23 protein-coding genes are annotated in these 24,400 nt (G+C 55.0%); 8 read left to right on the forward strand and 15 right to left on the reverse strand.

What is annotated here, in order from left to right; all coding sequences use genetic code 11:
• Positions 1–29: 29 nt before the first annotated feature.
• The 11 genes from atpG to asnC all read right to left on the reverse strand — a co-directional run bounded on the left by atpG (position 30) and on the right by asnC (position 9,669).
• Positions 30–893, reverse strand: a complete 864-nt coding sequence (gene atpG / locus C6A40_RS18555; protein WP_008500191.1) for a F0F1 ATP synthase subunit gamma — start codon at positions 891–893, stop codon at positions 30–32.
• A 51-nt stretch (positions 894–944) separates the two neighbouring features.
• Positions 945–2,486, reverse strand: coding sequence for a F0F1 ATP synthase subunit alpha (gene atpA / locus C6A40_RS18560; RefSeq protein ID WP_003862367.1), 1,542 nt, complete (start codon positions 2,484–2,486; stop codon positions 945–947).
• Positions 2,487–2,498: 12 nt separating this feature from the next.
• Entirely contained in the window at positions 2,499–3,032 is a 534-nt protein-coding gene (gene atpH / locus C6A40_RS18565; protein ID WP_008500192.1) for a F0F1 ATP synthase subunit delta, read from the reverse strand.
• 14 nt (positions 3,033–3,046) lie between these two features.
• Complete coding sequence (atpF, locus tag C6A40_RS18570; RefSeq protein WP_003862370.1) at positions 3,047–3,517, reverse strand: F0F1 ATP synthase subunit B; 471 nt, start codon at positions 3,515–3,517, stop codon at positions 3,047–3,049.
• Positions 3,518–3,565: 48 nt separating this feature from the next.
• Entirely contained in the window at positions 3,566–3,805 is a 240-nt protein-coding gene (atpE, locus tag C6A40_RS18575; RefSeq protein WP_000429386.1) for a F0F1 ATP synthase subunit C, read from the reverse strand.
• Between the two features lie 49 nt (positions 3,806–3,854).
• Positions 3,855–4,670, reverse strand: a complete 816-nt coding sequence (gene atpB / locus C6A40_RS18580) for a F0F1 ATP synthase subunit A (protein ID WP_008500193.1) — start codon at positions 4,668–4,670, stop codon at positions 3,855–3,857.
• An 8-nt stretch (positions 4,671–4,678) separates the two neighbouring features.
• The gene (gene atpI / locus C6A40_RS18585) at positions 4,679–5,059 is read right to left on the reverse strand and encodes a F0F1 ATP synthase subunit I (protein ID WP_008500194.1); all 381 of its coding nucleotides are present in this window, start codon (positions 5,057–5,059) and stop codon (positions 4,679–4,681) included.
• Between the two features lie 616 nt (positions 5,060–5,675).
• Positions 5,676–6,299 carry a 16S rRNA (guanine(527)-N(7))-methyltransferase RsmG gene (gene rsmG, locus C6A40_RS18590; RefSeq protein ID WP_008500195.1) on the reverse strand — a complete coding sequence of 208 codons (624 nt, stop codon included), beginning with the start codon at positions 6,297–6,299 and terminating at the stop codon, positions 5,676–5,678.
• 107 nt (positions 6,300–6,406) lie between these two features.
• Positions 6,407–8,296: a tRNA uridine-5-carboxymethylaminomethyl(34) synthesis enzyme MnmG gene (mnmG, locus tag C6A40_RS18595; protein ID WP_008500196.1), complete on the reverse strand. Its 1,890-nt coding sequence runs from the start codon at positions 8,294–8,296 to the stop codon at positions 6,407–6,409.
• A gap of 374 nt (positions 8,297–8,670) precedes the next feature.
• Positions 8,671–9,120 (reverse strand): FMN-binding protein MioC, encoded by a 450-nt coding sequence (mioC, locus tag C6A40_RS18605; protein WP_008500197.1) that lies wholly within the window; start codon positions 9,118–9,120, stop codon positions 8,671–8,673.
• A gap of 90 nt (positions 9,121–9,210) precedes the next feature.
• Positions 9,211–9,669, reverse strand: coding sequence for a transcriptional regulator AsnC (asnC, locus tag C6A40_RS18610; protein ID WP_008500198.1), 459 nt, complete (start codon positions 9,667–9,669; stop codon positions 9,211–9,213).
• A gap of 151 nt (positions 9,670–9,820) precedes the next feature.
• On the opposite strand from asnC, the gene asnA reads away from it, so the two are divergent.
• Positions 9,821–10,813, forward strand: coding sequence for an aspartate--ammonia ligase (gene asnA / locus C6A40_RS18615; RefSeq protein ID WP_045336436.1), 993 nt, complete (start codon positions 9,821–9,823; stop codon positions 10,811–10,813).
• Here the strand turns inward: asnA and viaA are convergent, their stop codons facing one another.
• Together viaA and ravA are read right to left on the reverse strand one after the other, a co-directional pair.
• A complete protein-coding gene (gene viaA / locus C6A40_RS18620; RefSeq protein ID WP_008500200.1) occupies positions 10,814–12,265 on the reverse strand; it encodes an ATPase RavA stimulator ViaA in 1,452 nt (483 codons plus the stop codon).
• A complete protein-coding gene (gene ravA / locus C6A40_RS18625; protein WP_045336434.1) occupies positions 12,259–13,755 on the reverse strand; it encodes an ATPase RavA in 1,497 nt (498 codons plus the stop codon). Before ravA ends, viaA begins: the two co-directional genes overlap by 7 nt.
• Before the next feature lie 222 nt (positions 13,756–13,977).
• Here ravA and kup point away from each other — a divergent pair, with 222 nt between their 5' ends.
• The 7 genes from kup (at position 13,978) to rbsR (ending at position 21,915) form a co-directional block, all read left to right on the forward strand.
• Positions 13,978–15,846, forward strand: coding sequence for a low affinity potassium transporter Kup (kup, locus tag C6A40_RS18630; RefSeq protein ID WP_021242659.1), 1,869 nt, complete (start codon positions 13,978–13,980; stop codon positions 15,844–15,846).
• 216 nt (positions 15,847–16,062) lie between these two features.
• Complete coding sequence (gene rbsD / locus C6A40_RS18635) at positions 16,063–16,482, forward strand: D-ribose pyranase (RefSeq protein ID WP_023345137.1); 420 nt, start codon at positions 16,063–16,065, stop codon at positions 16,480–16,482.
• Between the two features lie 7 nt (positions 16,483–16,489).
• On the forward strand, positions 16,490–17,995 hold the full coding sequence (gene rbsA / locus C6A40_RS18640) for a ribose ABC transporter ATP-binding protein RbsA (protein WP_021242658.1): 1,506 nt from the start codon (positions 16,490–16,492) through the stop codon (positions 17,993–17,995).
• A 4-nt stretch (positions 17,996–17,999) separates the two neighbouring features.
• A complete protein-coding gene (rbsC, locus tag C6A40_RS18645) occupies positions 18,000–18,965 on the forward strand; it encodes a ribose ABC transporter permease (RefSeq protein WP_021242657.1) in 966 nt (321 codons plus the stop codon).
• A 27-nt stretch (positions 18,966–18,992) separates the two neighbouring features.
• Entirely contained in the window at positions 18,993–19,883 is an 891-nt protein-coding gene (gene rbsB, locus C6A40_RS18650; RefSeq protein WP_008503498.1) for a ribose ABC transporter substrate-binding protein RbsB, read from the forward strand.
• 106 nt (positions 19,884–19,989) lie between these two features.
• Positions 19,990–20,919: a ribokinase gene (rbsK, locus tag C6A40_RS18655; RefSeq protein ID WP_023293678.1), complete on the forward strand. Its 930-nt coding sequence runs from the start codon at positions 19,990–19,992 to the stop codon at positions 20,917–20,919.
• Between the two features lie 3 nt (positions 20,920–20,922).
• On the forward strand, positions 20,923–21,915 hold the full coding sequence (gene rbsR, locus C6A40_RS18660; RefSeq protein ID WP_021242654.1) for a ribose operon transcriptional repressor RbsR: 993 nt from the start codon (positions 20,923–20,925) through the stop codon (positions 21,913–21,915).
• Here rbsR and mdtD read toward each other — a convergent pair.
• Positions 21,881–23,314, reverse strand: coding sequence for a multidrug transporter subunit MdtD (mdtD, locus tag C6A40_RS18665; protein WP_045336433.1), 1,434 nt, complete (start codon positions 23,312–23,314; stop codon positions 21,881–21,883). The genes rbsR and mdtD overlap by 35 nt on opposite strands.
• A complete protein-coding gene (locus tag C6A40_RS18670) occupies positions 23,311–24,018 on the reverse strand; it encodes a FadR/GntR family transcriptional regulator (protein WP_045336431.1) in 708 nt (235 codons plus the stop codon). Before C6A40_RS18670 ends, mdtD begins: the two co-directional genes overlap by 4 nt.
• Positions 24,019–24,400 lie beyond the last annotated feature (382 nt).

The raw sequence follows: 24,400 nt of genomic DNA on the forward strand, positions 1-24,400 counted from the left end.
TGAATCCTCTACGTAATTCGTAAACCTGGTTAAACCGCGGCGGCCCCCGAGACGATCTCGGTGAGTTCCTGAGTAATGCTGGCCTGACGAGCTTTGTTGTAAACCAACTGCAGCTCTTTAATCAGGCTGCCGCCATTATCGGTCGCGGCTTTCATCGCCACCATTCGTGCGGCCTGCTCGCTGGCCAGGTTTTCTACAACGCCCTGATAAACCTGAGATTCAACGTAACGACGCAGCAGGGTATCCAGCAGCGGTTTCGGATCGGGTTCATACAGGTAATCCCAGGCTTTTTGCTTCAGCTCGTCATCTTCTGATGCCGGTAACGGCAGCATCTGAGTGAGCGTTGGAACCTGAGACATGGTGTTAATGAATTTGTTGCTGACAACGTACAGTCTGTCCAGACGGCCTTCATCATAGGCCTGCAACATCACTTTAACCGGGCCGATCAGTTCGGACAGGGACGGGTTATCACCCATACCGGTCACCTGAGCGACAATGTTGCCACCAACGGAGTTAAAGAAAGAGACGCCTTTAGAGCCGATCATTGCGATATCGCACTGAACGCCTTTTTCAGACCATGCTTTCATATCCGCCAGCAGTTTTTTGAACAGGTTAATGTTCAAGCCGCCACACAGACCACGGTCGGTCGACACCACCAGGTAGCCCACGCGCTTAACGTCGCGTTCTTCCAGGTAAGGGTGCTTATATTCCAGATTACCGTTTGCAAGGTGACCAATCACTTTGCGCATGGTTTCTGCATAAGGACGGCTGGCCGCCATGCGATCCTGCGATTTACGCATTTTGGAAGCGGCGACCATCTCCATCGCTTTAGTGATCTTTTGCGTGTTCTGGACGCTTGCGATCTTACTACGTATCTCTTTTGCGCCGGCCATGAGCTTCTCCTCAATGCCAGGCGGCTTGTCCTGAGACAAGCCGCCGGACGATTACCAGGATTGGGTTGCTTTGAAGGAATCGAGGATAGCTTTCAGCTTGCCTTCGATTTCGTCGTTATAGCCACCGGTCTGGTTGATCTCTTGCATCAGCGGAGCGTGATCACGGTCGACGTAAGCCAGCAGAGCGGCTTCGAAGCTACCGATTTTCGCCAGTTCCACATCTTCGAGGTAACCGCGTTCAGCCGCGAACAGTACCAGGCCCTGCTGAGCAACAGACATTGGTGCGTACTGTTTCTGCTTCAGCAGCTCGGTCACTTTCTGACCGTGGCTCAGCTGTTTACGGGTTGCTTCGTCCAGATCGGATGCGAACTGAGAGAACGCAGCCAGTTCGCGATACTGTGCCAGCGCGGTACGGATACCACCGGACAGTTTCTTGATGATCTTGGTCTGAGCAGCACCACCCACACGGGATACGGAGATACCCGGGTTAACCGCCGGACGAATACCGGAGTTAAACAGGTTGGTTTCCAGGAAGATCTGACCATCGGTAATGGAGATTACGTTGGTCGGAACGAACGCAGAAACGTCACCCGCCTGGGTTTCAATGATCGGCAGCGCGGTCAGAGAGCCCGTTTTACCCTTCACTTCACCTTTGGTGAAGTTCTCGACGTATTCCGCGTTAACGCGGGAAGCACGCTCCAGCAGACGAGAGTGGAGGTAGAATACGTCGCCAGGGAACGCTTCACGTCCAGGTGGACGACGGAGCAGCAGGGAAACCTGACGATAAGCAACAGCCTGCTTAGACAGGTCATCGTATACGATCAGCGCATCTTCACCGCGGTCACGGAAGTATTCGCCCATTGCGCAACCGGCGTATGGTGCCAGGTATTGCAGTGCAGCAGATTCAGAAGCAGTCGCCACAACAACAATGGTGTTAGACAGCGCGCCGTGCTCTTCCAGTTTACGAACCACGTTGGAAATGGTGGACGCTTTCTGGCCGATGGCCACGTACACACATTTGATGCCGGAGTCACGCTGGTTGATGATGGCGTCGATTGCCATCGCAGTTTTACCGGTCTGACGGTCACCGATGATCAGTTCACGCTGACCACGACCGATTGGGATCATGGCGTCAACGGACTTATAACCTGTCTGAACAGGCTGATCTACGGACTGACGGTCGATAACGCCCGGTGCGATAACTTCGATTGGGGAGAAGCCATCGTGCTCAACCGGACCTTTACCGTCGATTGGCGCACCCAGGGTGTTAACAACGCGACCCAGCAGGCCACGGCCAACCGGCACTTCCAGAATACGGCCAGTACACTTAACCTTCATGCCTTCGGCGAGGTCAGCGTATGGACCCATCACAACTGCACCAACGGAGTCGCGCTCCAGGTTCAGTGCGATAGCGTAACGGTTACCCGGCAGGGAAATCATCTCACCCTGCATACAATCGGCCAGGCCGTGGATGCGGATAACACCGTCACTTACAGAAACAATAGTACCTTCGTTGTGAGCTTCACTCACAACATTGAACTGAGCAATGCGCTGCTTGATCAGTTCGCTGATTTCGGTGGAATTCAGTTGCATGCTCCAGTCCCCTTAAGACTGCAAGACGTCTGCAAGGCGCTCAAGACGGCCGCGTACGCTGCCATCAATGACCATATCACCCGAGCGGATGATTACGCCTGCCATTACAGACTTATCGATTTTGCAATTCAGCTTAACTTTGCGTGACAGACGTTTTTCCATCGCGGCGGTAATTTTCGCAAGCTGTTCGTCACTCAGTTCAGTCGCAGAAGTCACTTCGACTTCAGCGGTAGCTTCACTAAGGGCACGTAAGTGCTCAAACTGCTCGAGAACATCCGGGAGCACACGGAGACGACCATTTTCTGCCATCACCTTAATCAGGTTCTGGCCGTTGGCATCCAATTGCTCTCCGCACACGGCGATAAACGACGCGGCGAGGGTTTCAGGTGCTAACGCACCGGAAAGCAACTCGGCCATTTGTTCGTTTTTCGTCACCTCAGCGGCAAACGCCAGCATATTCTGCCAGCGATCGACATTTTGGTGTTCGATAGCAAAGTCAAAAGCTGCTTTGGCGTAGGGGCGAGCTACCGTAACAAATTCAGACATCAGCCCCTCCCTCCTTACAGTTCAGCGACAAGTTTGTCCACGATGTCGCTGTTAGCAGCTTCATCCACGGAACGTTCGATGATCTTCTCGGCGCCAGCAACAGCCAGAATCGCAACCTGCTTACGCAGTTCTTCACGAGCACGTTTACGCTCAGCTTCAATTTCAGCCTGAGCCTGTGTCACGATCTTAGTACGTTCCTGTTCTGCTTCAGCTTTCGCTTCGTCCAGGATCTGCGAACGGCGTTTGTTAGCCTGTTCGATGATAACCTGAGCTTCCGCTTTCGCTTTTTTCAGCTGGTCTGTCGCGTTGGCCTGTGCAAGGTCCAAATCTTTCTTAGCGCGTTCTGCAGAAGCCAGACCGTCAGCAATTTCTTTCTGACGTTTTTCGATGGCTGCCATTAAAGGCGGCCATACATACTTCATGCAGAACCAGACAAAGAGAATAAACGCGATGGCCTGGCCGAGGATTGTTGCGTTCATGTTCACAGCACAATACCTCTTTAATATCTGTGGCTTAGGGTTTTAAAACTACTACTACGCGACAGCAAACATCACGTACAGACCCAGACCTACAGCGATCATTGGGATAGCATCCACCAGACCCATAACGATAAAGAACTGAGTACGCAGCAGAGGAATCAGATCAGGTTGACGCGCAGCGCCTTCCAGGAATTTGCCCCCGAGGATGCCGATACCGATCGCAGCACCGATAGCCGCCAGACCCATCATCACAGCGGCAGCCATGTACAGCAGATCCATATTCAGGTTTTCCATGACAGTCTCCAGTTTGTTTCAATTAAAACGTAGTAGTGTTGGTAAAAAATCAGTGCTCTTCAGACGCCATCGACAGATAGACGATCGTCAGAACCATGAAGATAAAGGCTTGCAGCGTAATGATCAGGATGTGGAAAATGGCCCACGGCACATTCAGAACCCACTGTGACCACCACGGCAGAAGACCCGCGATCAGAATGAAAATCAGCTCACCCGCATACATGTTGCCGAACAGTCGCAGACCCAGTGAAACAGGTTTGGACAGCAGGCTAACGCCTTCCAGGATCAGGTTGACCGGAATAAACGCCCAGTGGTTGAACGGCTGCAAGGTAAGCTCTTTCACAAAGCCGCTTACGCCTTTCATTTTGATGCTGTAGAAAAGAATCAGGATAAACACGCCCAGCGCCATCGACAGGGTGATGTTCACGTCCGCAGACGGAACCACGCGCAGTGCTGGCAGGCCGAAGATGTGCTCGCCAATAAACGGCAGCAGATCGATTGGCAGCAGGTCCATCAGGTTCATCAGGAAGACCCAAACGAACACGGTCAGCGCCAGCGGAGCAATCAGCTTGCTCTTGCCATGGTACATGTCTTTGACGCTGCCATGGACGAAGCCGATGATCATTTCGATGAAGGTCTGGAATTTCCCTGGTACACCGCTGGTCGCTCGTTTAGCAACACCGCGGAACATGGCCAGGAACAGAAGACCCAAAACCACCGAGAAGAACATGGAGTCGATGTTGATCGTCCAGAAGGTGGCCGGGGGGTTATGTGGATCCACCAGCGAGAATGTACGCAGGTCCAGCTGAAGGTTATTCAGATGGTGACCTATGTAATCCTGCGGCGTCATATTTTCTGAAGCCATGATGCCTTTTACCCTTTGTTATTGATTACAGCTGGAGCCAGAACTTGTACCACCAGCACCAAAACCCACGTTGCTATCAGCGGCATGAAGACCACTTTCAAAACCGCCAGCGCCATCACCAGTAGAGCAAAGGTCAGCAACACCTTACACACTTCGCCGAGGGCGAAGGACCAGGCCACGCGGCCTTTGGCAGGTGTATGCGCCTGATGACGCCAGGCAAAAATCATAAACAACACGTTTGGCAGCACAACCGCCAAACCCCCGCACACGGCGGAGATGCCCCAGAAGGGGTCTTTGAGGCTAAACAGCAGTCCACTTGCTATCACAGCCAGAAACTGAATGAACAGAAGCTTACGAGCAACGTTTCTACTCAAGAGCGACACAGACATCACGTTTTTACTCCTGCTCCCTTCGAGGTATGCCGCGTGTCGTATAAAACGTCCTTTAAGGCTCAGAGTCAAGCATCAAAAAGCGGTCAAATTATACGGTGCGCACCCGTGATTTCAAACATTAAGTAGCGAAAAGGTGAATAAATGTTTAAATATTTTTCCCCACCGCTATTTTTTAACTTTCGCTGAAAGCGTCAACCTTCGACCAAAACTGCAAACAGCGCGAAAACGTTGTCGATAAAGCGTGCACGAGATCACAAAACACACATTTGCGATAAGGTTGTATTTATCAAAGGCGCAAATCGCAGAAATTTATCTTTATGAAATTAAACGCAAAATGTCGCAACTATTTTCAAAACAGCCCAGTACACAATAAAAACCTTTTATTGACATTCTTAATAAATAATTAACATTGCGTTCTGGTTACTGCCTTCCACTTTTAGCAGACTTATATTTTCAAAGATGACTATCTTCTCGGTGAATAACGATTGCTTCGTTAACCGGAAGAAAAACCTTAGTGAAGCAGAGGTTAAAAGCTCCTCGGTAAATCCCCGGTAGTTGTGCTGTTTTTTAACATGATAAGAACAGCACGAATTCCACATTTTTTATTAATTTTTTAAAAATTGTTTGGCTTAATTATCACCAGGTGTCGTTCGCCTTCGAGCTGAGGAATCTGTAATTTCTCAATAGACTCGACAGCAAAACCGTCCGGAAGCTGTTCAATCTCATCGCCTGGCAACTGCCCTTTCAGTGCATAAAAGCGGCCATTCTCTGCAGGTAAGTGCTTGCACCAGCTCACCATATCGTTGAGCGACGCAAATGCGCGGCTGATAACCCCGTCAAACGGCGGCTCTGCCGGGAACTCCTCTACCCTGCTCTGCACGGGCGTGATGTTTTCAAGCTTCAGCTCATGCTGTACCTGGCGTAAAAAGCGCACGCGTTTGCCAAGGCTGTCCAGCAGCGTGAAATGGCTCTCAGGGCGAACAATCGACAGCGGAATACCCGGCAGACCAGGGCCCGTCCCCACGTCGATAAAGCGTTCACCTTTCAGCCAGGGAGCAACCACGATGCTGTCGAGAATGTGGCGAACGAGCATCTCGTTGGGGTCGCGAACAGACGTCAGGTTGTACGCTTTGTTCCATTTGTTCAGCATATCGACATAGGCCACCAGCTGATTTTTCTGGTGATCGGTGAGCGAAATACCTGCCTGATCCAGCAGACGAGAGAGTTTGTTGAGCACGGTGAATACCTGTTGAGAGTTTTTTTGCCCGGTGGCGCTGCCGCTTACCGGGCCTACGAATAAGTAGGGCGGGTCAGCGAAGCGCCACCCGCCAAAAGCAATGTCAATTACGCGCTACGGCGCAACATGCCCTGCTTTTTCAGCCACACCAGCAGGATCGAAATCGCCGCCGGGGTCACGCCCGAGATGCGGGATGCCTGACCGATCGACACCGGTTTGTGGTCGTTCAGCTTGGCGATCACTTCGTTGGAAAGGCCCGTCACCTGGCGGTAGTCCAGCATTTCCGGCAGCAGCGTGTTTTCGTTACGCTGCTGTTTTTCGATCTCATCCTGCTGACGGGCGATGTAACCTTCGTACTTCACCTGGATCTCGACCTGCTCTGCCGCTTCAGCGTCTTCCAGGCCCGGCGCGAACGCGGTCAGTTTGACCAGGTTCTCGTAGGTGACTTCTGGACGGCGCAGCAGATCTTCACCGCTGGCTTCGCGCGACAGCGGCGCGGTTAAGTGAGCGTTCACTTCAGCAGCGGTTTCCGCCTGCGGATTCACCCATGTGGTTTTCAGACGCTGACGTTCCTGCTCAATGCGCTCCAGCTTCTCGTTGAAGCGCGCCCAGCGCTCGTCATCGACCAGACCCAGCTCGCGGCCCATTTCGGTCAGACGCAGGTCGGCGTTATCTTCACGCAGCATCAGGCGATATTCCGCGCGAGAGGTAAACATACGGTACGGTTCTTTGGTACCCAGCGTGCAGAGATCGTCAACCAGCACGCCCAGATAAGCCTGAGAACGCGCCGGAGCCCAGCCCTCTTTCTCAGCAGAGAAGCGCGCGGCGTTCAGACCGGCAAGCAGGCCCTGTGCAGCCGCTTCTTCGTAGCCGGTGGTGCCGTTAATCTGACCCGCGAAGAACAGACCGTGGATGAATTTGCTCTCCAGGGTCGGCTTCAGGTCACGCGGATCGAAGAAATCGTACTCAATAGCGTAGCCAGGGCGAACGATTTTTGCGTTCTCCATACCCTGCATTGAGCGAACAATTTGCATCTGTACGTCGAACGGCAGGCTGGTGGAGATGCCGTTCGGGTAAATTTCGTTTGAGGTCAACCCTTCCGGCTCCAGGAAGATCTGGTGCTGGTTGCGATCGGCAAAGCGCATCACTTTGTCTTCGATCGACGGGCAGTAGCGTGGACCGATCCCTTCGATCACGCCGGCGTACATCGGGCTGCGATCGAGGTTATTGCGGATCACATCATGGGTTTTCTCGTTGGTGTGCGTGATGTAGCACGGCACCTGCTGCGGATGCTGTGCCGCATTGCCCATAAACGAGAAGACCGGCATTGGGTTATCACCGTGCTGTTGCGCCAGCACGCTGAAATCAATGGTGCGCGCATCAATACGCGGCGGCGTGCCGGTTTTCAGGCGGCTGACGCGCAGCGGCAGCTCGCGCAGACGGCGAGACAATGGGATAGACGGCGGATCGCCAGCACGGCCGCCGCTGTAGTTATCCAGACCAATATGAATTTTACCGTCAAGGAAGGTACCCACGGTCAACACCACGGCTTTAGCGCGGAATTTGAGGCCCATCTGGGTCACGGCGCCCACGACGCGATCGTTCTCAACGATAAGATCTTCAACCGCCTGCTGGAAGATCATCAGGTTCGGCTGGTTCTCCAGCGCGGTACGTACCGCCTGGCGATAAAGTACGCGGTCTGCCTGAGCACGGGTCGCACGCACAGCGGGGCCTTTACTGGCGTTTAGTATCCTAAACTGAATGCCTGCGTGATCGATCGCTTTCGCCATCAGGCCGCCAAGTGCATCCACTTCTTTTACCAGGTGTCCTTTCCCAATGCCGCCAATCGCCGGATTACAGGACATTTGTCCCAGCGTGTCGATATTGTGTGTCAAAAGCAGGGTCTGCTGACCCATTCGCGCTGCGGCCATTGCGGCCTCAGTGCCTGCGTGACCCCCGCCAATGATGATGACGTCAAAAGGATCCTGATAAAACATGGTGGTCTGCCTCGCGTAAAGCGGTAAGAAAATGGATTGAAGCCCGGGCCGTGGATTCTACTCAACTTTAGTCTTTCGAGAAAGCATTGGGATCCTGGGCTATTAAAAAGAAGATCTTTTTATTTAGAGATCTGTTCTATTGTGATCTCTTATTAGGATCGCGAACCCGTGTGGATAAGTCCGATCTCATAAAGAAGATCATGCAGTTAGAAAGGATCGTTTGCTGTGAATGATCGGTGATCCTAGACCGTATAAGCTGGGATCAGATCGCGACTTTATACACAGGCCAAAAACGGCGCTACGGTTGTTCTTTGGATAACTACGGGTTAATACGAGCTTTTAACCAGAGTTATCCACATCTGTTCGCGCGATCTTTAATCGTTTTTGAGTAAATTTTTCCATTCCGCGAGCCAGATCTCGGCTGGATCCTCCGGAATGTCATGATCGAGGATGTTGATCTTGAGCGTTTCACCCAGCTGTTTTGCTCCGCAGGAGGTCACAGCGGCTTCGACTTTCTCTATTGCCCCGCAAAAGGTGTCATATTCACGACTGCCGATCCCCACTGCGCCAAAACGGACGTTTGACAGGTCGGGCTGCTGTTCCAGCAGTTCGTCATATAAAGGTTGCAGGTTATCCGGCAGATCGCCCGCGCCGTGCGTGGAGGTGATCAGCAGCCAGACCCCGTCAGTCGGGAGATCTTCCAGCAACGGGCCGTGCAGGGTTTCCGTGGAAAAGCCCGCCTCTTCCAGCTTTTCAGCCAGATGTTCCGCTACGTATTCCGCACCGCCAAGGGTGCTGCCGCTGATAAGGGTAATGTCCGCCATTGATCGCTCGCCCAGATAAAGAGACGGCCATTGTACGCTGTGAACGAGCTGGGATCTACCTGTGGAAAATGTGGGAATGGATTTGCCCGATCACGGGCGGATGGTACGCATGATCGGGTTTTGCAGGGAGATCAGGGTCTCGGTGGACTGAATTTCATCGATTGTTTGGATCTTGTTGATAAGTACCTGCTGGAGCGCGTCGATGGATCGGCACATGACCTTAATAAAGATGCTGTAGTGTCCGGTGGTGTAGTACGCCTCGGTGACTTCATCCAGCGCGTTCAGTTTCGCCAGGGCGGAAGGGTAGTCTTTGGCGCTTTTAAGAATGATGCCGATGAAGCAGCAGACGTCGTAACCCAGCTGCTTCGGGCTGACGTCAATGCGCGCGCCGGTAATGATCCCCGCCTGCTTCATCTTCTCTACGCGAACGTGAATGGTTCCCGGGCTGACGCCAAACTGTTTCGCCAGTTCGGCGTAGGCGGTACGGGCATTGGCCATTAACGCCTCCAGAATGCCGCGGTCGAGATTGTCGATCTGATAATTTTCCATAGCTTTTTCTTATGAAGATTAATGAATCACTCTATTCTAGCGCCTTATTTTATCGAATCAAAAGTGAAGGCGGCTTTTTGTTGATGGGTTATTGAATAAGGTGCCATTTCTGTTGCTTAATCAATATCAACAGGACGCAGGAGTATAAATAATGAAAACCGCTTACATCGCAAAACAACGCCAGATCAGTTTCGTAAAATCCCATTTTTCCCGCCAGCTTGAAGAGAAGCTTGGGCTGATTGAAGTCCAGGCCCCGATCCTCAGCCGCGTGGGTGACGGGACGCAGGATAACCTCTCTGGATGCGAAAAAGCGGTACAGGTAAAAGTGAAAACGCTGCCAGACGCCCAGTTCGAAGTGGTTCATTCACTGGCGAAGTGGAAGCGTCAGACCCTGGGACAACATGACTTCAGCGCGGGCGAAGGGCTCTACACGCACATGAAAGCCCTTCGCCCCGATGAAGACCGCCTGTCTCCCATTCATTCCGTTTACGTTGACCAGTGGGACTGGGAGCGCGTGATGAGCGATGGTGAGCGCCACGTTGGCACGCTGAAGTCTACCGTTGAGGCGATCTACGCCGGGATCAAAGCGACCGAAGCGGCCGTAAGCAAAGCGTTTGGTCTGGCACCGTTCCTGCCGGAAACGATCCACTTTGTACACAGCCAGGAATTGCTGACCCGTTTCCCGGATCTGGATGCCAAAGGCCGCGAGCGGGCGATCGCCAAAGAGCTCGGGGCGGTGTTCCTGATTGGGATCGGCGGCAAACTGTCTGATGGCAAACGCCACGACGTTCGTGCGCCGGATTATGATGACTGGAGCACCACCGGTGAGGGCGAATTTGCCGGGCTGAACGGCGATATTCTGGTGTGGAACCCGGTGCTGGAAGACGCATTCGAGCTTTCTTCTATGGGGATCCGCGTGGATGCTGAGGCGCTGAAGCGCCAGCTGGCGGTGACCGGCGATGAAGATCGTCTCAAACTGGAGTGGCACCAGGCGCTGCTGCGTGGGGAAATGCCGCAGACGATTGGCGGCGGTATCGGCCAGTCCCGTCTGACCATGCTGCTGCTTCAGCTGCCCCATATTGGTCAGGTGCAGTGTGGCGTCTGGCCGCAGCAGGTACGTGAAAGCGTCGGTTCTCTTCTGTAATTAACGCTGCCAGCGTCTGAGCAGGCGGCTACGCAACCCGGTATCAAAGCGCCAGATATGATCGAAGATGCGCATGATGCCGGGTTTTCCATGGGCGGACATCGCCACCGCATGAAAACGGTGCTGATGCACACGCTGTAATTCCTTCACTTTATTGACCACGTCATCCGGCAGCCGCTGGGCAATAAAGTCGGATATCACTACCGCGTCAGCGTCATACCAGTCGCCGCCCTGCATCCGCTCTACGATGCTGCGAAAACAGCTGGCCAGATCGGTTCCGCCGCGAAAGCGCTGGCTCAGGAAGCGGATTGCCTGCTCGATCCCCTGCTGGTTCGTCAGCTCATAGCCCACGACTTCGCTGGAGAACAGCATAATGAAGCAGCGACGGCGATCGGCGAGCGCCACGCGCATCAGCGCCAGACAGAACGCCTTTGCACACTGCTCGTTAAACCCGCCCATGGAGCCGGACGTATCCACGCAGACAATAAATGGCCCGCGCGGCTGTTCGTCAAAATCCTGATGAATGACCGGCCGCTGGCTGACTTTCTCGCGCCAGGCTTCACCGTGCAGCCGGTAGGTGAGGAGCTGTTTTTCCACCAGCCGACGGTAAAACTCGTACTCCAGCTCGGTCATCCCCAGCGTGCTCAGCTCCGTGGGCAGCAGACGCAGAATATCATCGCTCTGCTGGAGCCCGTCGACCTGCTCCGGAACGGTGGCCGGCTCACGCACCAGGGTGCGGAAGGTTTCCATCGGGGCGTCCTTCTTTGGAACCGACTTTGCCTCCCTTGAACGTCCCAGCTGTTCTGCAAGCTTCATCAGCTCGGGCTGCTGCGCCAGAAAATCACCGTACTTGACGATCAGCTGATAGTCCCCTCGCCGAAGCTGGCCGGCGCTCATATCCCAGAGACGCCCTGCGGCGTTCTCATTTTCCACCAGCACCTGCTCAAGCTGGCCGCTTAAGGTCATGCGTTCCTGAACTTCACTGAGCAGCTGTTCGCGCTCTTCATCCAGCAGCTGCTGGTTTAGCGTCGTGGCCTGCACCACCAGGCTGAGACGCCAGCGCTGTAAGAAGAGGGTGTGCAGTGCGGGAGTGAACGTGGCGTTATCCGTGACCAGCCCACGGGCCTGGCTGGCAAACGGGGAGTGGACCTTGTCGAGCAACGTCAGGGTTTGCGGAAGCTGGACGATAAACTGCGACGTGGAAAGTCGCTGGCACTGCTGATAGCAGGCCACTTCTTCCGTTAACTCAGGGGGGACTTCGGTCTCTTTAAACCGTTGACGCAGGTTATCCCGCCAGCGCGGAAGATCGTCGGTCATCGCCTTTTTGAGCTTCGGAAATTTTTCAAAGAAGGCCGCTAGCTGCGGTGAAGCCAGAAGGGTGATCACCACTTCTTCGATCAACCCTTCCTCGCTGACGGCCAGCATGACGTTAAGCGTATCCAGGGTTAGCATTGACGCGCCTGTTTGATCTGCGCGCTGACGTCCTGCAGGCTGGCTTCGATGCGGCCTAACCAGTCGCTATGGATAAAGAGGCATTTTTGCTGCTCGCTAAAGCGGGTGTGCTGCTGGTGCCATTCGGTGTCCAGCGCGTCCAGCTGCTGCTTAATCTCTTCAGGGACGCTCTCAGAGGCGGTTCCCGGAAGCGCAAGACGCGAGCCCTGCAGGCTGACGTCGCGGATCACCAGGTGCTGGCTGCTGTCTACTTCCATATTCAGCGGCTGCGCAAAACCGATGCCGTTGAGCTTTCCGCGGATCTCTCCGCCCTTATCCAGCCACTGCGCCAGCGCCTCGCGCTCAATCGTCACGTGCACCACCTGCATGTCATGCAGCTTGAGCGGCTGCTGGAGCAGCAGGGTCAGCGTCGTGCTGGTGAGTTCGGCGGGTAATTCATAGTGCGGTTTGCGGGCGAACATCCCCCCCAGGCGATTCACTTTCAGCGCGGTTTTATCACTTTGCTGCTGCTGAAGCTGGATGCGCCGCTGGGCAATCGCCCCCAGCTGATTGAGCATCGCCTGCTGTCCCCAGGCGTGTCCGGTCATCAAAACGTCGAGCTGCTGCTGCATCAGATTCATGCCTTCCGCGTCGTGCCAGAGGCAGTCTTTCAGCAGGATCAGATCGATGGGCGCAACGGCATCGCGACCGCTGAACAGGGCGCTGGCCTGCAGCAGGCGGATCGCTTTTTTCCAGCGGCGATCGGAGACATAGGGGGCAGAGGGCAGTAAATCAAGCTGCTGGCGCAGCATGAAGATCAGCTCGAAGACGGAATCAGGCAGCTTAATTTTACCGATCTCTTCCTGCCACTGGTAATACTCCTCGTCTGATACCTGCAATGACGCTGCTACCGGGTTCTCGTTCTCATCCTGCTGGCTGACCAGCATGGAACGGAAATTGGACTTATCCTGCACTTTGTCCAGCCACAGGCGGATCAGCATACGGTCATACAGCGCTTCCAGGCTGCTGTCGGCTTCAGGCAGTTCGTTTGAGGCGGCCACCAGCAGGCGCATCGGGATTTTCTCTTCACTGGCGCCGTTGCGGAACCGACGTTCGTTTATCGCCGTGAGCAGGGTGTTCAGAATGGCCGGGCCGGCTTTCCAGATCTCATCAAGGAAGACAATTTCTGCCTCAGGCAGATACCCCGCTGTCAGGCGCTCGTAGCGTCCTTCATCTTTCAGCGCCTGAATGGAAAGGGGGCCAAACACTTCTTCCGGGGTGGAAAAGCGGGTCATCAGGTATTCAAACGCGCGGGCGTTCTGAAAAGCAAACTTAAGCCTGCGGGCAATTAGGCTTTTGGCGATGCCCGGCGGCCCAAGCAGAAACACGCTTTCACCGCTCAATGCTGCCAGTAAACAGAGGCGAATGGCGTGGCTACGCTCGAAAAGGCCTTTCTCCAGCGCGCTGCTGAGGCGGGAAATTCTTTCTGCTAATAAATGTGAGTGAGCCATAATAGTTTTGCATCCTTTCGCCGTCGTGGCGGCCAATTGAAGCGAGTATAGACGTTTCAGTCAGGGCTGGTAATAGGCTGAAGTGCGGCGCAATTTTCTTTGCGCTACATTAATGCGGTTGCATTTAGGGGTACGATTTTGCAATGAATCGTGCATACTGTGCGCTTTTTGTGGGCCAAGGGACCAGGAACACATTTGTTATTTAAACGAAAAGACTAGTCTATGAGCACTGATAATAAGCAATCATTACCCGCAATTACGCTTGCGGCGATCGGGGTTGTCTACGGTGATATTGGCACCAGCCCGCTTTATACGCTTCGTGAATGTTTGTCCGGCCAGTTTGGCTTTGGTGTTGAGCGCGATGCCGTGTTTGGCTTCCTGTCCCTCATCTTCTGGCTGCTGATTCTGGTCGTTTCCGTTAAGTATCTCTCCTTCGTTATGCGCGCTGATAACGCGGGCGAAGGCGGTATCCTGACCCTGATGTCCCTTGCAGGGCGCAACACCTCCGCCAGAATGACCTCCGTGCTGGTGATTATCGGCCTGATTGGCGGCAGCTTCTTCTATGGAGAGGTGGTTATCACGCCCGCGATTTCGGTCCTCTCGGCGATAGAGGGGCTGGAGATCATCGCGCCACAGCTTGATACGTGGGTGGTCCCGCTGGCGATAATCGTGTTGACGCTGCTGTTTGTGATCCAGAAGCACGGTACCGGGCTGGTGGGAAAACTGTTTGCGCCGATTATGCTGGCCTGGTTCCTGATCCTGGCGGCGCTCGGTTTACGCAGCATTATCGCGAACCCGGAAGTGCTGCATGCGCTGAACCCATACTGGGCCGTGCATTTCTTCCTCGAATACAAAGTAGTTTCCTTCGTGGCGCTGGGGGCGGTCGTGCTCTCCATCACCGGTGTGGAAGCGCTGTATGCGGATATGGGTCACTTCGGAAAGCTGCCTATCCGCGTGGCCTGGTTTTTGGTTGTGCTGCCGTCGCTGGTGCTCAACTACTTCGGCCAGGGCGCGCTGTTGCTCAAAAACCCGGAGGCGATTAAGAACCCGTTCTTCCTGCTGGCGCCTGACTGGGCGCTGGTGCCGATGCTGATCCTGGCGACGCTGGCGACCGTCATTGCCTCTCAGGCGGTGATTTCCGGCGTGTTTTCTCTGACGCGCCAGGCCGTGCGTCTGGGGTATCTCTCACCGATGCGCATCATTCATACCTCAGAGATGGAGTCGGGCCAGATCTACATCCCGTTCGTTAACTGGCTGCTCTACTTCGCTGTTGTGATTGTGATTGTCAGCTTCGAGCACTCCAGCAACCTGGCGGCGGCGTACGGTATTGCGGTAACCGGCACTATGGTGCTGACATCGCTTCTCTCCACCACGGTGGCGTACCGTAACTGGCACTGGAATAAATTCCTCGTGGCGATGATTCTGGTGGGCTTCCTGTGTATTGACGTGCCGCTGTTCTCTGCGAACCTCGACAAGATTGTCTCCGGCGGCTGGCTGCCGCTGACGCTGGGGCTGGTGATGTTCATCGTCATGACCACCTGGAAAAGCGAGCGCTTCCGCCTGCTGCGCCGTATGCATGAGCACGGGAATTCTCTGGAGGCGATGATCGCTTCGCTGGAGAAATCCCCGCCGGTCCGCGTGCCCGGCACCGCGGTGTACATGTCTCGCGCCCTGAACGTGATCCCGTTCGCGCTGATGCATAACCTCAAGCACAACAAAGTGCTGCACGAGCGCGTGATTCTGCTGACGCTGCGCACCGAAGATGCGCCATATGTTCACAACGTACGCCGCGTGCAGATTGAGCAGCTCTCCCCGACCTTCTGGCGCGTGGTGGCGAGCTACGGCTGGCGTGAAACGCCAAACGTGGAAGAGGTGTTCCACCGCTGCGGTCTGGAAGGCTTAAGCTGCCGCATGATGGAGACGTCGTTCTTTATGTCGCACGAGTCGCTGATCATCGGTAAGCGCCCGTGGTACCTGCGCCTGCGCGGCAAGCTGTACCTGATCCTGCAGCGTAACGCCCTGCGCGCGCCTGACCAGTTTGAGATCCCGCCTAACCGCGTGATAGAGCTGGGTACGCAGGTCGAGATTTAAGTCCTTTCGAAAATGCCGGGTGGCGCTGCGCTTACCCGGCCTACCAAACCCGTAGGCCCGCGCAAGCGAAGCGCCGCCGGGCAATATCTCCCATCAATATTTCACTTAGCGAAACGTTTCGACGTCGATCACAAATCTGTTACGTCATGGTGGTTTTCTGAACATTCCTGAGGCTACACTCTTTTTAGCGAAACGTTTCGCTAGTGGAGCAAGAAAATGAAGAAAGGCACTGTACTCAACTCAGAAATCTCGTCGGTTATTTCCCGTCTTGGGCATACCGATACGCTGGTGGTTTGCGATGCAGGCTTACCGGTTCCGCGCAGCACAACCCGTATCGATATGGCGTTAACGCAGGGCGTACCTTCGTTTATGCAGGTACTGGACGTGGTGACCGCGGAGATGCAGGTTGAGACGGCCATTCTCGCGGCGGAAATCAAACAACATAATCCGCAGCTCCACGAAACGTTGCTCAGCCATCTTGAGCAGCTGCAACAACACCAGGGAAACACCATCGAAATTCGTTACACAACGCACGAACAATTCAAACAACAAACCGCAGACAGTCAGGCGGTGATTCGCAGCGGGGAGTGTTCCCCGTATGCGAATATCATTCTCTGTGCTGGCGTCACCTTCTGAGGCCATCATGGACGCATTACTGCAACTCAAAGGGATCGATAAGTCGTTCCCAGGCGTAAAAGCCCTCTCCGGCGCGGCGCTGAACGTCTACCCCGGGCGCGTAATGGCGCTGGTGGGCGAAAACGGCGCCGGCAAATCCACCATGATGAAGGTGCTGACCGGTATCTATCAACGCGATGCCGGTTCACTCCTCTGGCTGGGTAAAGAAACCACCTTCACTGGCCCGAAATCTTCTCAGGAAGCGGGTATCGGCATTATTCACCAGGAGCTGAACCTGATCCCGCAGCTCACCATTGCGGAGAACATCTTCCTCGGCCGTGAGTTCGTGAACCGCTTCGGCAAGATCGACTGGAAAACCATGTATGCCGAAGCCGACAAGCTGCTGGCGAAACTGAACCTGCGCTTTAAGAGCGACCGTCTGGTCGGCGATCTCTCCATCGGCGATCAGCAGATGGTGGAAATCGCGAAGGTGCTGAGCTTTGAGTCGAAGGTCATCATTATGGATGAACCGACAGACGCCTTGACCGATACCGAAACCGAATCCCTGTTCCGCGTTATTCGCGAGCTGAAATCGCAGGGGCGCGGGATTGTCTATATCTCTCACCGTATGAAAGAGATCTTTGAAATCTGCGATGACGTCACCGTTTTCCGCGACGGGCAGTTTATTGCCGAGCGCGAAGTGGCCACGCTGACGGAAGATACGCTCATCGAAATGATGGTGGGACGCAAGCTTGAAGATCAGTATCCGCATCTGGATAAAGCGCCGGGTGAGATCCGCCTGAAGGTGGATAACCTCTGCGGCCCGGGTGTGAACGACGTGACCTTTACCCTGCGCCAGGGCGAGATCCTGGGCGTGGCGGGCCTTATGGGCGCGGGACGTACCGAGCTGATGAAAGTGTTGTACGGCGCGCTGCCGCGCACCAGCGGTTATGTCACCCTCGACGGTCATGAAGTGGTCACCCGCTCCCCGCAGGATGGTCTGGCGAACGGCATCGTCTATATCTCCGAAGACCGCAAACGCGACGGCTTAGTGCTGGGCATGTCGGTAAAAGAGAACATGTCCCTGACCGCGCTGCGCTATTTCAGCCACAGCGGCGGCAGCCTGAAGCATAAAGACGAGCAGCAGGCGGTCAGCGATTTTATCCGTCTCTTTAATGTTAAAACGCCGTCGATGGAGCAGGCGATTGGCCTGTTGTCCGGCGGGAATCAGCAGAAAGTGGCAATTGCGCGCGGGCTGATGACGCGCCCGAAAGTGTTGATCCTCGACGAGCCAACCCGCGGCGTAGACGTGGGGGCGAAGAAAGAGATCTATCAGCTGATTAACCAGTTTAAGGCCGACGGTCTGAGCATCATTCTGGTCTCTTCCGAGATGCCAGAAGTATTGGGCATGAGCGATCGCATTATCGTCATGCATGAAGGGCATCTCGGCGGTGAATTCACTCGCGAGCAGGCCACCCAGGAAGTTCTGATGGCTGCCGCTGTGGGCAAGCTTAATCGCGTGAATCAGGAGTAAGAAGATGACTACCCAGGCTGTTTCTGGTCGCCGCTATTTCACAAAGGCGTGGCTGATGGAACAAAAATCGCTCATTGCCCTGCTGGTGCTGATCGCGATTGTGTCGACCATGAGCCCGAATTTCTTCACCGTAAATAACCTGTTCAACATTCTGCAGCAGACGTCGGTGAACGCCATTATGGCGGTCGGCATGACGCTGGTGATTTTGACCTCAGGGATCGATCTGTCCGTCGGTTCCCTGCTGGCCCTCACCGGTGCGATCGCCGCTTCGCTGGTCGGGATTGAAGTCAACGCGCTGGTGGCCGTGGCCGCAGCTCTGGCGGCAGGCGCGGCGATTGGCGCCGTCACCGGCGTGATTGTGGCAAAAGGCCGCGTTCAGGCGTTCATCGCGACGCTGGTGATGATGCTGCTGCTGCGCGGGGTGACCATGGTTTATACCAACGGCAGCCCGGTCAATACCGGCTTCACCGATAACGCCGATCTGTTTGGCTGGTTCGGTATCGGTCGCCCGCTGGGTGTCCCGACGCCGGTCTGGATCATGGCTATCGTCTTCCTGGCGGCGTGGTACATGCTGCACCATACCCGTCTGGGCCGTTATATCTATGCGCTGGGCGGTAACGAAGCGGCAACGCGCCTGTCCGGTATCAGCGTTAATAAAGTCAAAGTTATCGTGTATTCCCTGTGTGGTCTGCTGGCGTCACTGGCGGGCATCATCGAAGTGGCGCGCCTCTCTTCCGCGCAGCCGACGGCGGGTACGGGGTATGAGCTGGATGCTATTGCAGCAGTGGTTCTGGGCGGTACGAGTCTGGCGGGCGGTAAAGGTCGCATTGTTGGGACATTGATCGGCGCACTGATTCTCGGTTTCCTGAATAATGGTTTGAATTTGTTAGGTGTTTCCTCCTATTACCAGATGATCGTTAAGGCAGTGGTGATTTTGCTGGCGGTACTGGTAGACAACAAAAAACAGTAACTGACGACACTACAGGACATCTTAGATATGAACATGAAAAAACTGGCTACCCTGGTTTCTGCTGTCGCGCTGAGCGCAACCGTAAGTGCTAACGCCATGGCGAAAGATACCATCGCGCTGGTTGTCTCTACCCTGAACAACCCGTTCTTCGTCTCCCTGAAGGATGGAGCGCAGAAAGAAGCCGATAAACTGGGCTACAACCTGGTGGTACTGGATTCACAGAACAACCCGGCGAAAGAGCTGGCTAACGTTCAGGACTTAACCGTTCGTGGCACCAAAATTCTGCTGATCAACCCAACCGATTCTGATGCCGTAGGCAACGCCGTGAAAATGGCAAACCAGGCGAAGATCCCGGTGATCACTCTGGACCGTCAGGCAACGAAAGGCGACGTGGTGAGCCATATCGCATCTGACAACGTGCTGGGCGGCAAAATCGCGGGTGACTACATCGCGAAGAAAGCCGGCGAAGGCGCTAAAGTCATCGAACTGCAGGGGATTGCCGGTACGTCTGCCGCCCGCGAGCGTGGCGAAGGTTTCCAGCAGGCGGTTGCAGCGCACAAATTCAACGTACTGGCTAGCCAGCCGGCAGACTTCGACCGTACTAAAGGTCTGAACGTCATGCAGAACCTGCTGACCGCACATCCTGACGTGCAGGCGGTATTCGCGCAGAACGACGAAATGGCGCTGGGTGCGCTGCGCGCTCTGCAGACTGCAGGTAAATCTGATGTGATGGTTGTCGGATTTGACGGCACGCCGGATGGTGAAAAAGCAGTAAACGATGGCAAACTGGCTGCGACCATCGCTCAGCTGCCTGAGCAGATTGGCGCGACTGGCGTTGAAACTGCCGACAAAGTGCTGAAGGGCGAAAAAGTTCAGGCTAAATACCCTGTTGACCTGAAACTGGTTATCAAGCAGTAAAAGGCGAATCAGGCCGTCACTGGCGGCCTGAGGGACACCAATAAAGAAAAGTGTGGCATACGCCACCGGGTAACACCGGTGGCGCTCTCAGATGGACAACCCAACCATGAAAACCGCAGGCAACCTCGTCGTCCTTGGCAGTATCAATGCCGATCACATTCTTAACCTTGAATCGTTCCCTGCACCGGGCGAAACCGTCACGGGCAACCAGTATCAGGTCGCATTCGGCGGTAAAGGTGCAAACCAGGCCGTCGCTGCCGGTCGCAGCGGGGCGAATATTGCGTTTATCGCCTGCACGGGTGATGACGATACCGGCGAGCGCGTACGCAAGCAGCTGGCGAGCGACAACATCGATATCGCACCGGTCAGCGTTGTTGCAGGGGAATCTACCGGCGTGGCGTTGATTTTCGTCAACGCAGAAGGTGAGAATGTCATCGGTATTCATGCTGGCGCTAACGCAGCGCTGACGACGGAGCGCGTGGAAGCGCAACGTGCAATCATTGGCGGCGCCGAGGCCCTGCTGATGCAGCTGGAGTCGCCGGTTGAAAGCGTGCTGGCCGCGGCCAAAATTGCGCATGAAAATCATACCACTGTCGTACTTAACCCGGCCCCAGCCCGAGTATTATCAGACGAGCTGCTGGCGCTGGTGGATATCATCACGCCGAACGAAACCGAAGCCGAAAAGCTGACGGGCATTCGCGTAGAAAACGATGACGATGCCGCGAGAGCCGCGCGTGCGCTGCACGACAAAGGCATCGGAACCGTGATCATCACCCTGGGCAGCCGTGGGGTATGGGCAAGCGTAAACGGTGAAGGCCGTCGCGTGCCGGGCTTTAAGGTGAAGGCGATTGATACCATCGCAGCGGGAGACACCTTCAATGGTGCGCTGGTGACCGCGCTGCTGGAAGGCAAGAAAATGGATGATGCGATCCGCTTCGCGCATGCCGCTGCCGCGATTGCGGTGACGCGCAAGGGCGCTCAGCCTTCCGTTCCGTGGCGTAAAGAGATCGATGAATTCTTAAGTCAGCAGGGGTAACGCTTGGCCACAATGAAAGATGTCGCCCGCCTGGCGGGCGTTTCTACCTCGACGGTTTCTCACGTCATTAATAACGATCGCTTCGTCAGCGAGGCGATTCGGGAAAAAGTCGAAGCGGCAGTAAAAGATCTCAACTATGCGCCGTCTGCACTGGCGCGCAGCCTTAAGCTCAACCAGACGCGTACGATCGGTATGCTGATCACCGCCAGTACCAACCCCTTTTATTCTGAGCTGGTTCGCGGCGTGGAGCGCAGCTGCTTCGAGCGTGGCTACAGCCTGGTGCTGTGCAATACCGAAGGGGACGAGCAGCGCATGAACCGTAACCTGGAAACGCTGATGCAAAAACGCGTCGACGGGCTACTGCTGCTGTGTACCGAAACGCACCAGCCGTCGAAAGAGATTATCCAGCGCTATCCCTCCATTCCCACGGTGATGATGGACTGGGCGCCGTTCGACGGCACCAGCGACCTCATTCAGGATAATTCTCTGCTGGGGGGGGATATGGCCACCCAGTATCTGATCGATAAAGGCTATACCCGCATTGCCTGTATTACCGGTCCGCTGGACAAAACCCCGGCGCGTTTGCGTCTGGAAGGATATCTCGCCGCGATGGCGCGGGCGGGACTTTCCGTGCCGGAAGGGTATCGTATTACCGGTGATTTTGAGTTTCACGGTGGTTTTGAAGCGATGCAGACGCTGCTGGCGCAACCGCAGCGTCCGCAGGCGGTGTTTATCGGCAACGACGCCATGGCGTTTGGCGCCTATCAGGCGTTATATCAGGCCGGTTTGCGCGTTCCCCATGATATGGCGGTAATCGGCTACGATGATATCGAGCTGGCCAGCTATATGACGCCGCCGCTGACCACTATTCATCAGCCGAAGGATGAACTGGGCGAACTGGCCATTGATGTGTTGATCCACCGAATGGCTCAGCCCACGCTGCAGCAGCAGCGCCTGCAGCTTACTCCTGTTCTGATGGAACGTGGTTCGGTTTAGCTTTCTCTTTGTGACGCTCTTTAATCAGGTTTCGGCCGTCTTTCGGTTTTAACAGCATAAAGACCAGCGCTGAAACGACGGTGAGTGCGCCCATGGTGATAAAGGTATAGTGGAACTGCTCGACGGTGTTCGCGCTGTCGAAACCTTCATAAAACCGCAGTACCGCCGCACTCACGGCAACCCCTAAACTGATCGACAGCTGCTGTGTGACTGCCAGCACGCTGTTGCCGCTACTGGCGTTCTCGTCGGTCAGATCCGCAAGGGTGATGGTGTTCATCGATGTGAACTGCGTCGACATAGCCATGCCCAGCACAAACAGCGGCAGGATCAGCATCCAGACGGGAAGCGAGGCGGACTGCAGCGAGAACTGCGCAATCATCAGACCGATAAAGACCGTCACGCCAACCAGCGTCTTGCGATAGCCAAACCACCGTAGCACCTGCGTCACGGTCGATTTTGCCAGAATCGAGCCCATCGCCGTGGGCGCCATCATGCAGCCGGCAATCAGTGCCGGATAGCCGAAACCAACCTGCAGCATCAGCGGCATCAGGAACGGTACGCAGCCCGTCCCCAGACGCGAGGCAATGTTTCCCGCGATCCCGACGGAAAACGTTCGGGTGTTGAAGAGCCCAAGAGAGATTAACGGCGTCGGATGGCGGCGCGCGTGACGTATATAAAGAAGGAAAAGCAGAATCCCGGCGAGGATAACGGAGAGCGCCATCCATGTTGCCACGATCTTCTCGCCAAACAGCTCCATCCCGCTGGAGAAGAGCACCAGACTCAGGCCAAACAGGAAGAAGCCGCCCATATCGAAGCTGCGTCTTGGCGTGGTGAAGTTCGGCATATATTTGCGGGCATACAGCAGCCCCGCAACGCCAATCGGAATATTAATCAGGAAGATCCAGTGCCAGCTTGCCCAGGTGACAAACACGCCACCGAGTACCGGGCCAAGTATCGGGCCGACCAGTCCCGGCATGGTGACGAAGTTGAGCACGGGAAGCAGTTCGCTTCGAGGGTAGGCTCGTAATAAGGCAAGGCGCGCCACGGGCATCATCATCGCGCCGCCAATGCCCTGTAATACGCGGAAGATAACCAGCTCCGTTAAGGACGAGGAGAGCGCGCAGGCCAGCGAACCGAGCGTAAATAGCGTTACGGCCAGCATGAAAACTCTGCGGGTGCCGAAGCGGTCGGCCAGCCAGCCGCTAACGGGGATCAGCATCGCGACCGTCAGGGTATAGCTGATGATGGCGGACTGCATCGCCAGCGGGGAACGGTTGAGGCTTTGCGCAATAGCGGGAAGCGCGGTGTTGAGGATGGTGGCATCCAGTGCCTGCATAAAAAATGCCATGGCTGCAATCCACGGCAATCCGGCCATGCTGCGCGCTTTTTTCTTTGTCATTTATTTACCTGCTGGTGGGGTGGCGCTGCCAGCAATGCCTGGCACGCACTCAGGGCTCGCTGCCCGTCGCTTTCCTGAATGGCATCCACTATCGCCTGGTGCCATTCCAGTTTTACCACGTCGTCTTGTGTAATAGAGGTAAAGTAAGTGTGGTACACCGAATGGAATAACGAGGCAAAAGAGGTGAGGAACGGATTGGCGCTCATCATATAGATATGTTCATGCCAGGCCATATCGACCTCAACCCAGCGTTCGCGGTTGAAGTGTTTTTTCAGTAACACCATTTCTTCCATCAACGCATTAAGCTGCGCTTTCTGCTCCGCTGTTCCAAGCGTGGCAGCAAGCAGACATGCCTGAGGCTCAAGGCTACTGCGCATTACCAGAAAGTGATCGATCACCTGATGAAAGTTGTCTTCCGTCATCCACCAGGATAGCAGCTCCTGATCGAGAAAATTCCAGTTACTCTGTGGCATCACGCGTGTGCCAATACGAGGACGCGGAAGCACCATTCCTTTCGCCGTCAGGGTTTTCACCGCTTCGCGCACGGCGGTACGGCTCACCCCAAACTGCTCACCCAGCTCCATTTCACCCGGCAGGATGCTTCCCGGGGCATATTTACCCGCTAAAATCCGCTGAGCCAGCTTTTCGGCCAGCACATAAGACAGGTTTTTTTGGGCGGCCAGCTGTTGCGCGCTTAATGGCATCGCTTTTATTCCTTAAAGATTCATGCTGATAATTATGCCACCGTGAATGTGATTGTGGTTGCAGATACATCAAATAGAACAATTTGTAGCTTGATTTCACCTCTATTGGTGAAAAAAAACGCGGATGGAAACTTTTTTTAAATTTCCTCTTGTCACATCAGAATAACTCCCTATAATGCGCCTCCACTGACACGGAACAACGGCACACACGCCGCCGGGTCAGCAGAGAATAGCGAAAATAAACGCTTGACTCTGAAGCGGGAAAGCGTAATATGCACACCCCGCGCCGCAGCGAAAACGAAGCGGCACTGCTCTTTAACAATTTATCAGACAATCTGTGTGGGCACTCAAAGTGACATGGATTCTTAATGTCTTCGGACAA

This window comes from Enterobacter sp. GER_MD16_1505_Eko_090, from assembly GCF_003331015.1.
Taxonomy (GTDB): Bacteria; Pseudomonadota; Gammaproteobacteria; order Enterobacterales; family Enterobacteriaceae; genus Enterobacter; species Enterobacter roggenkampii.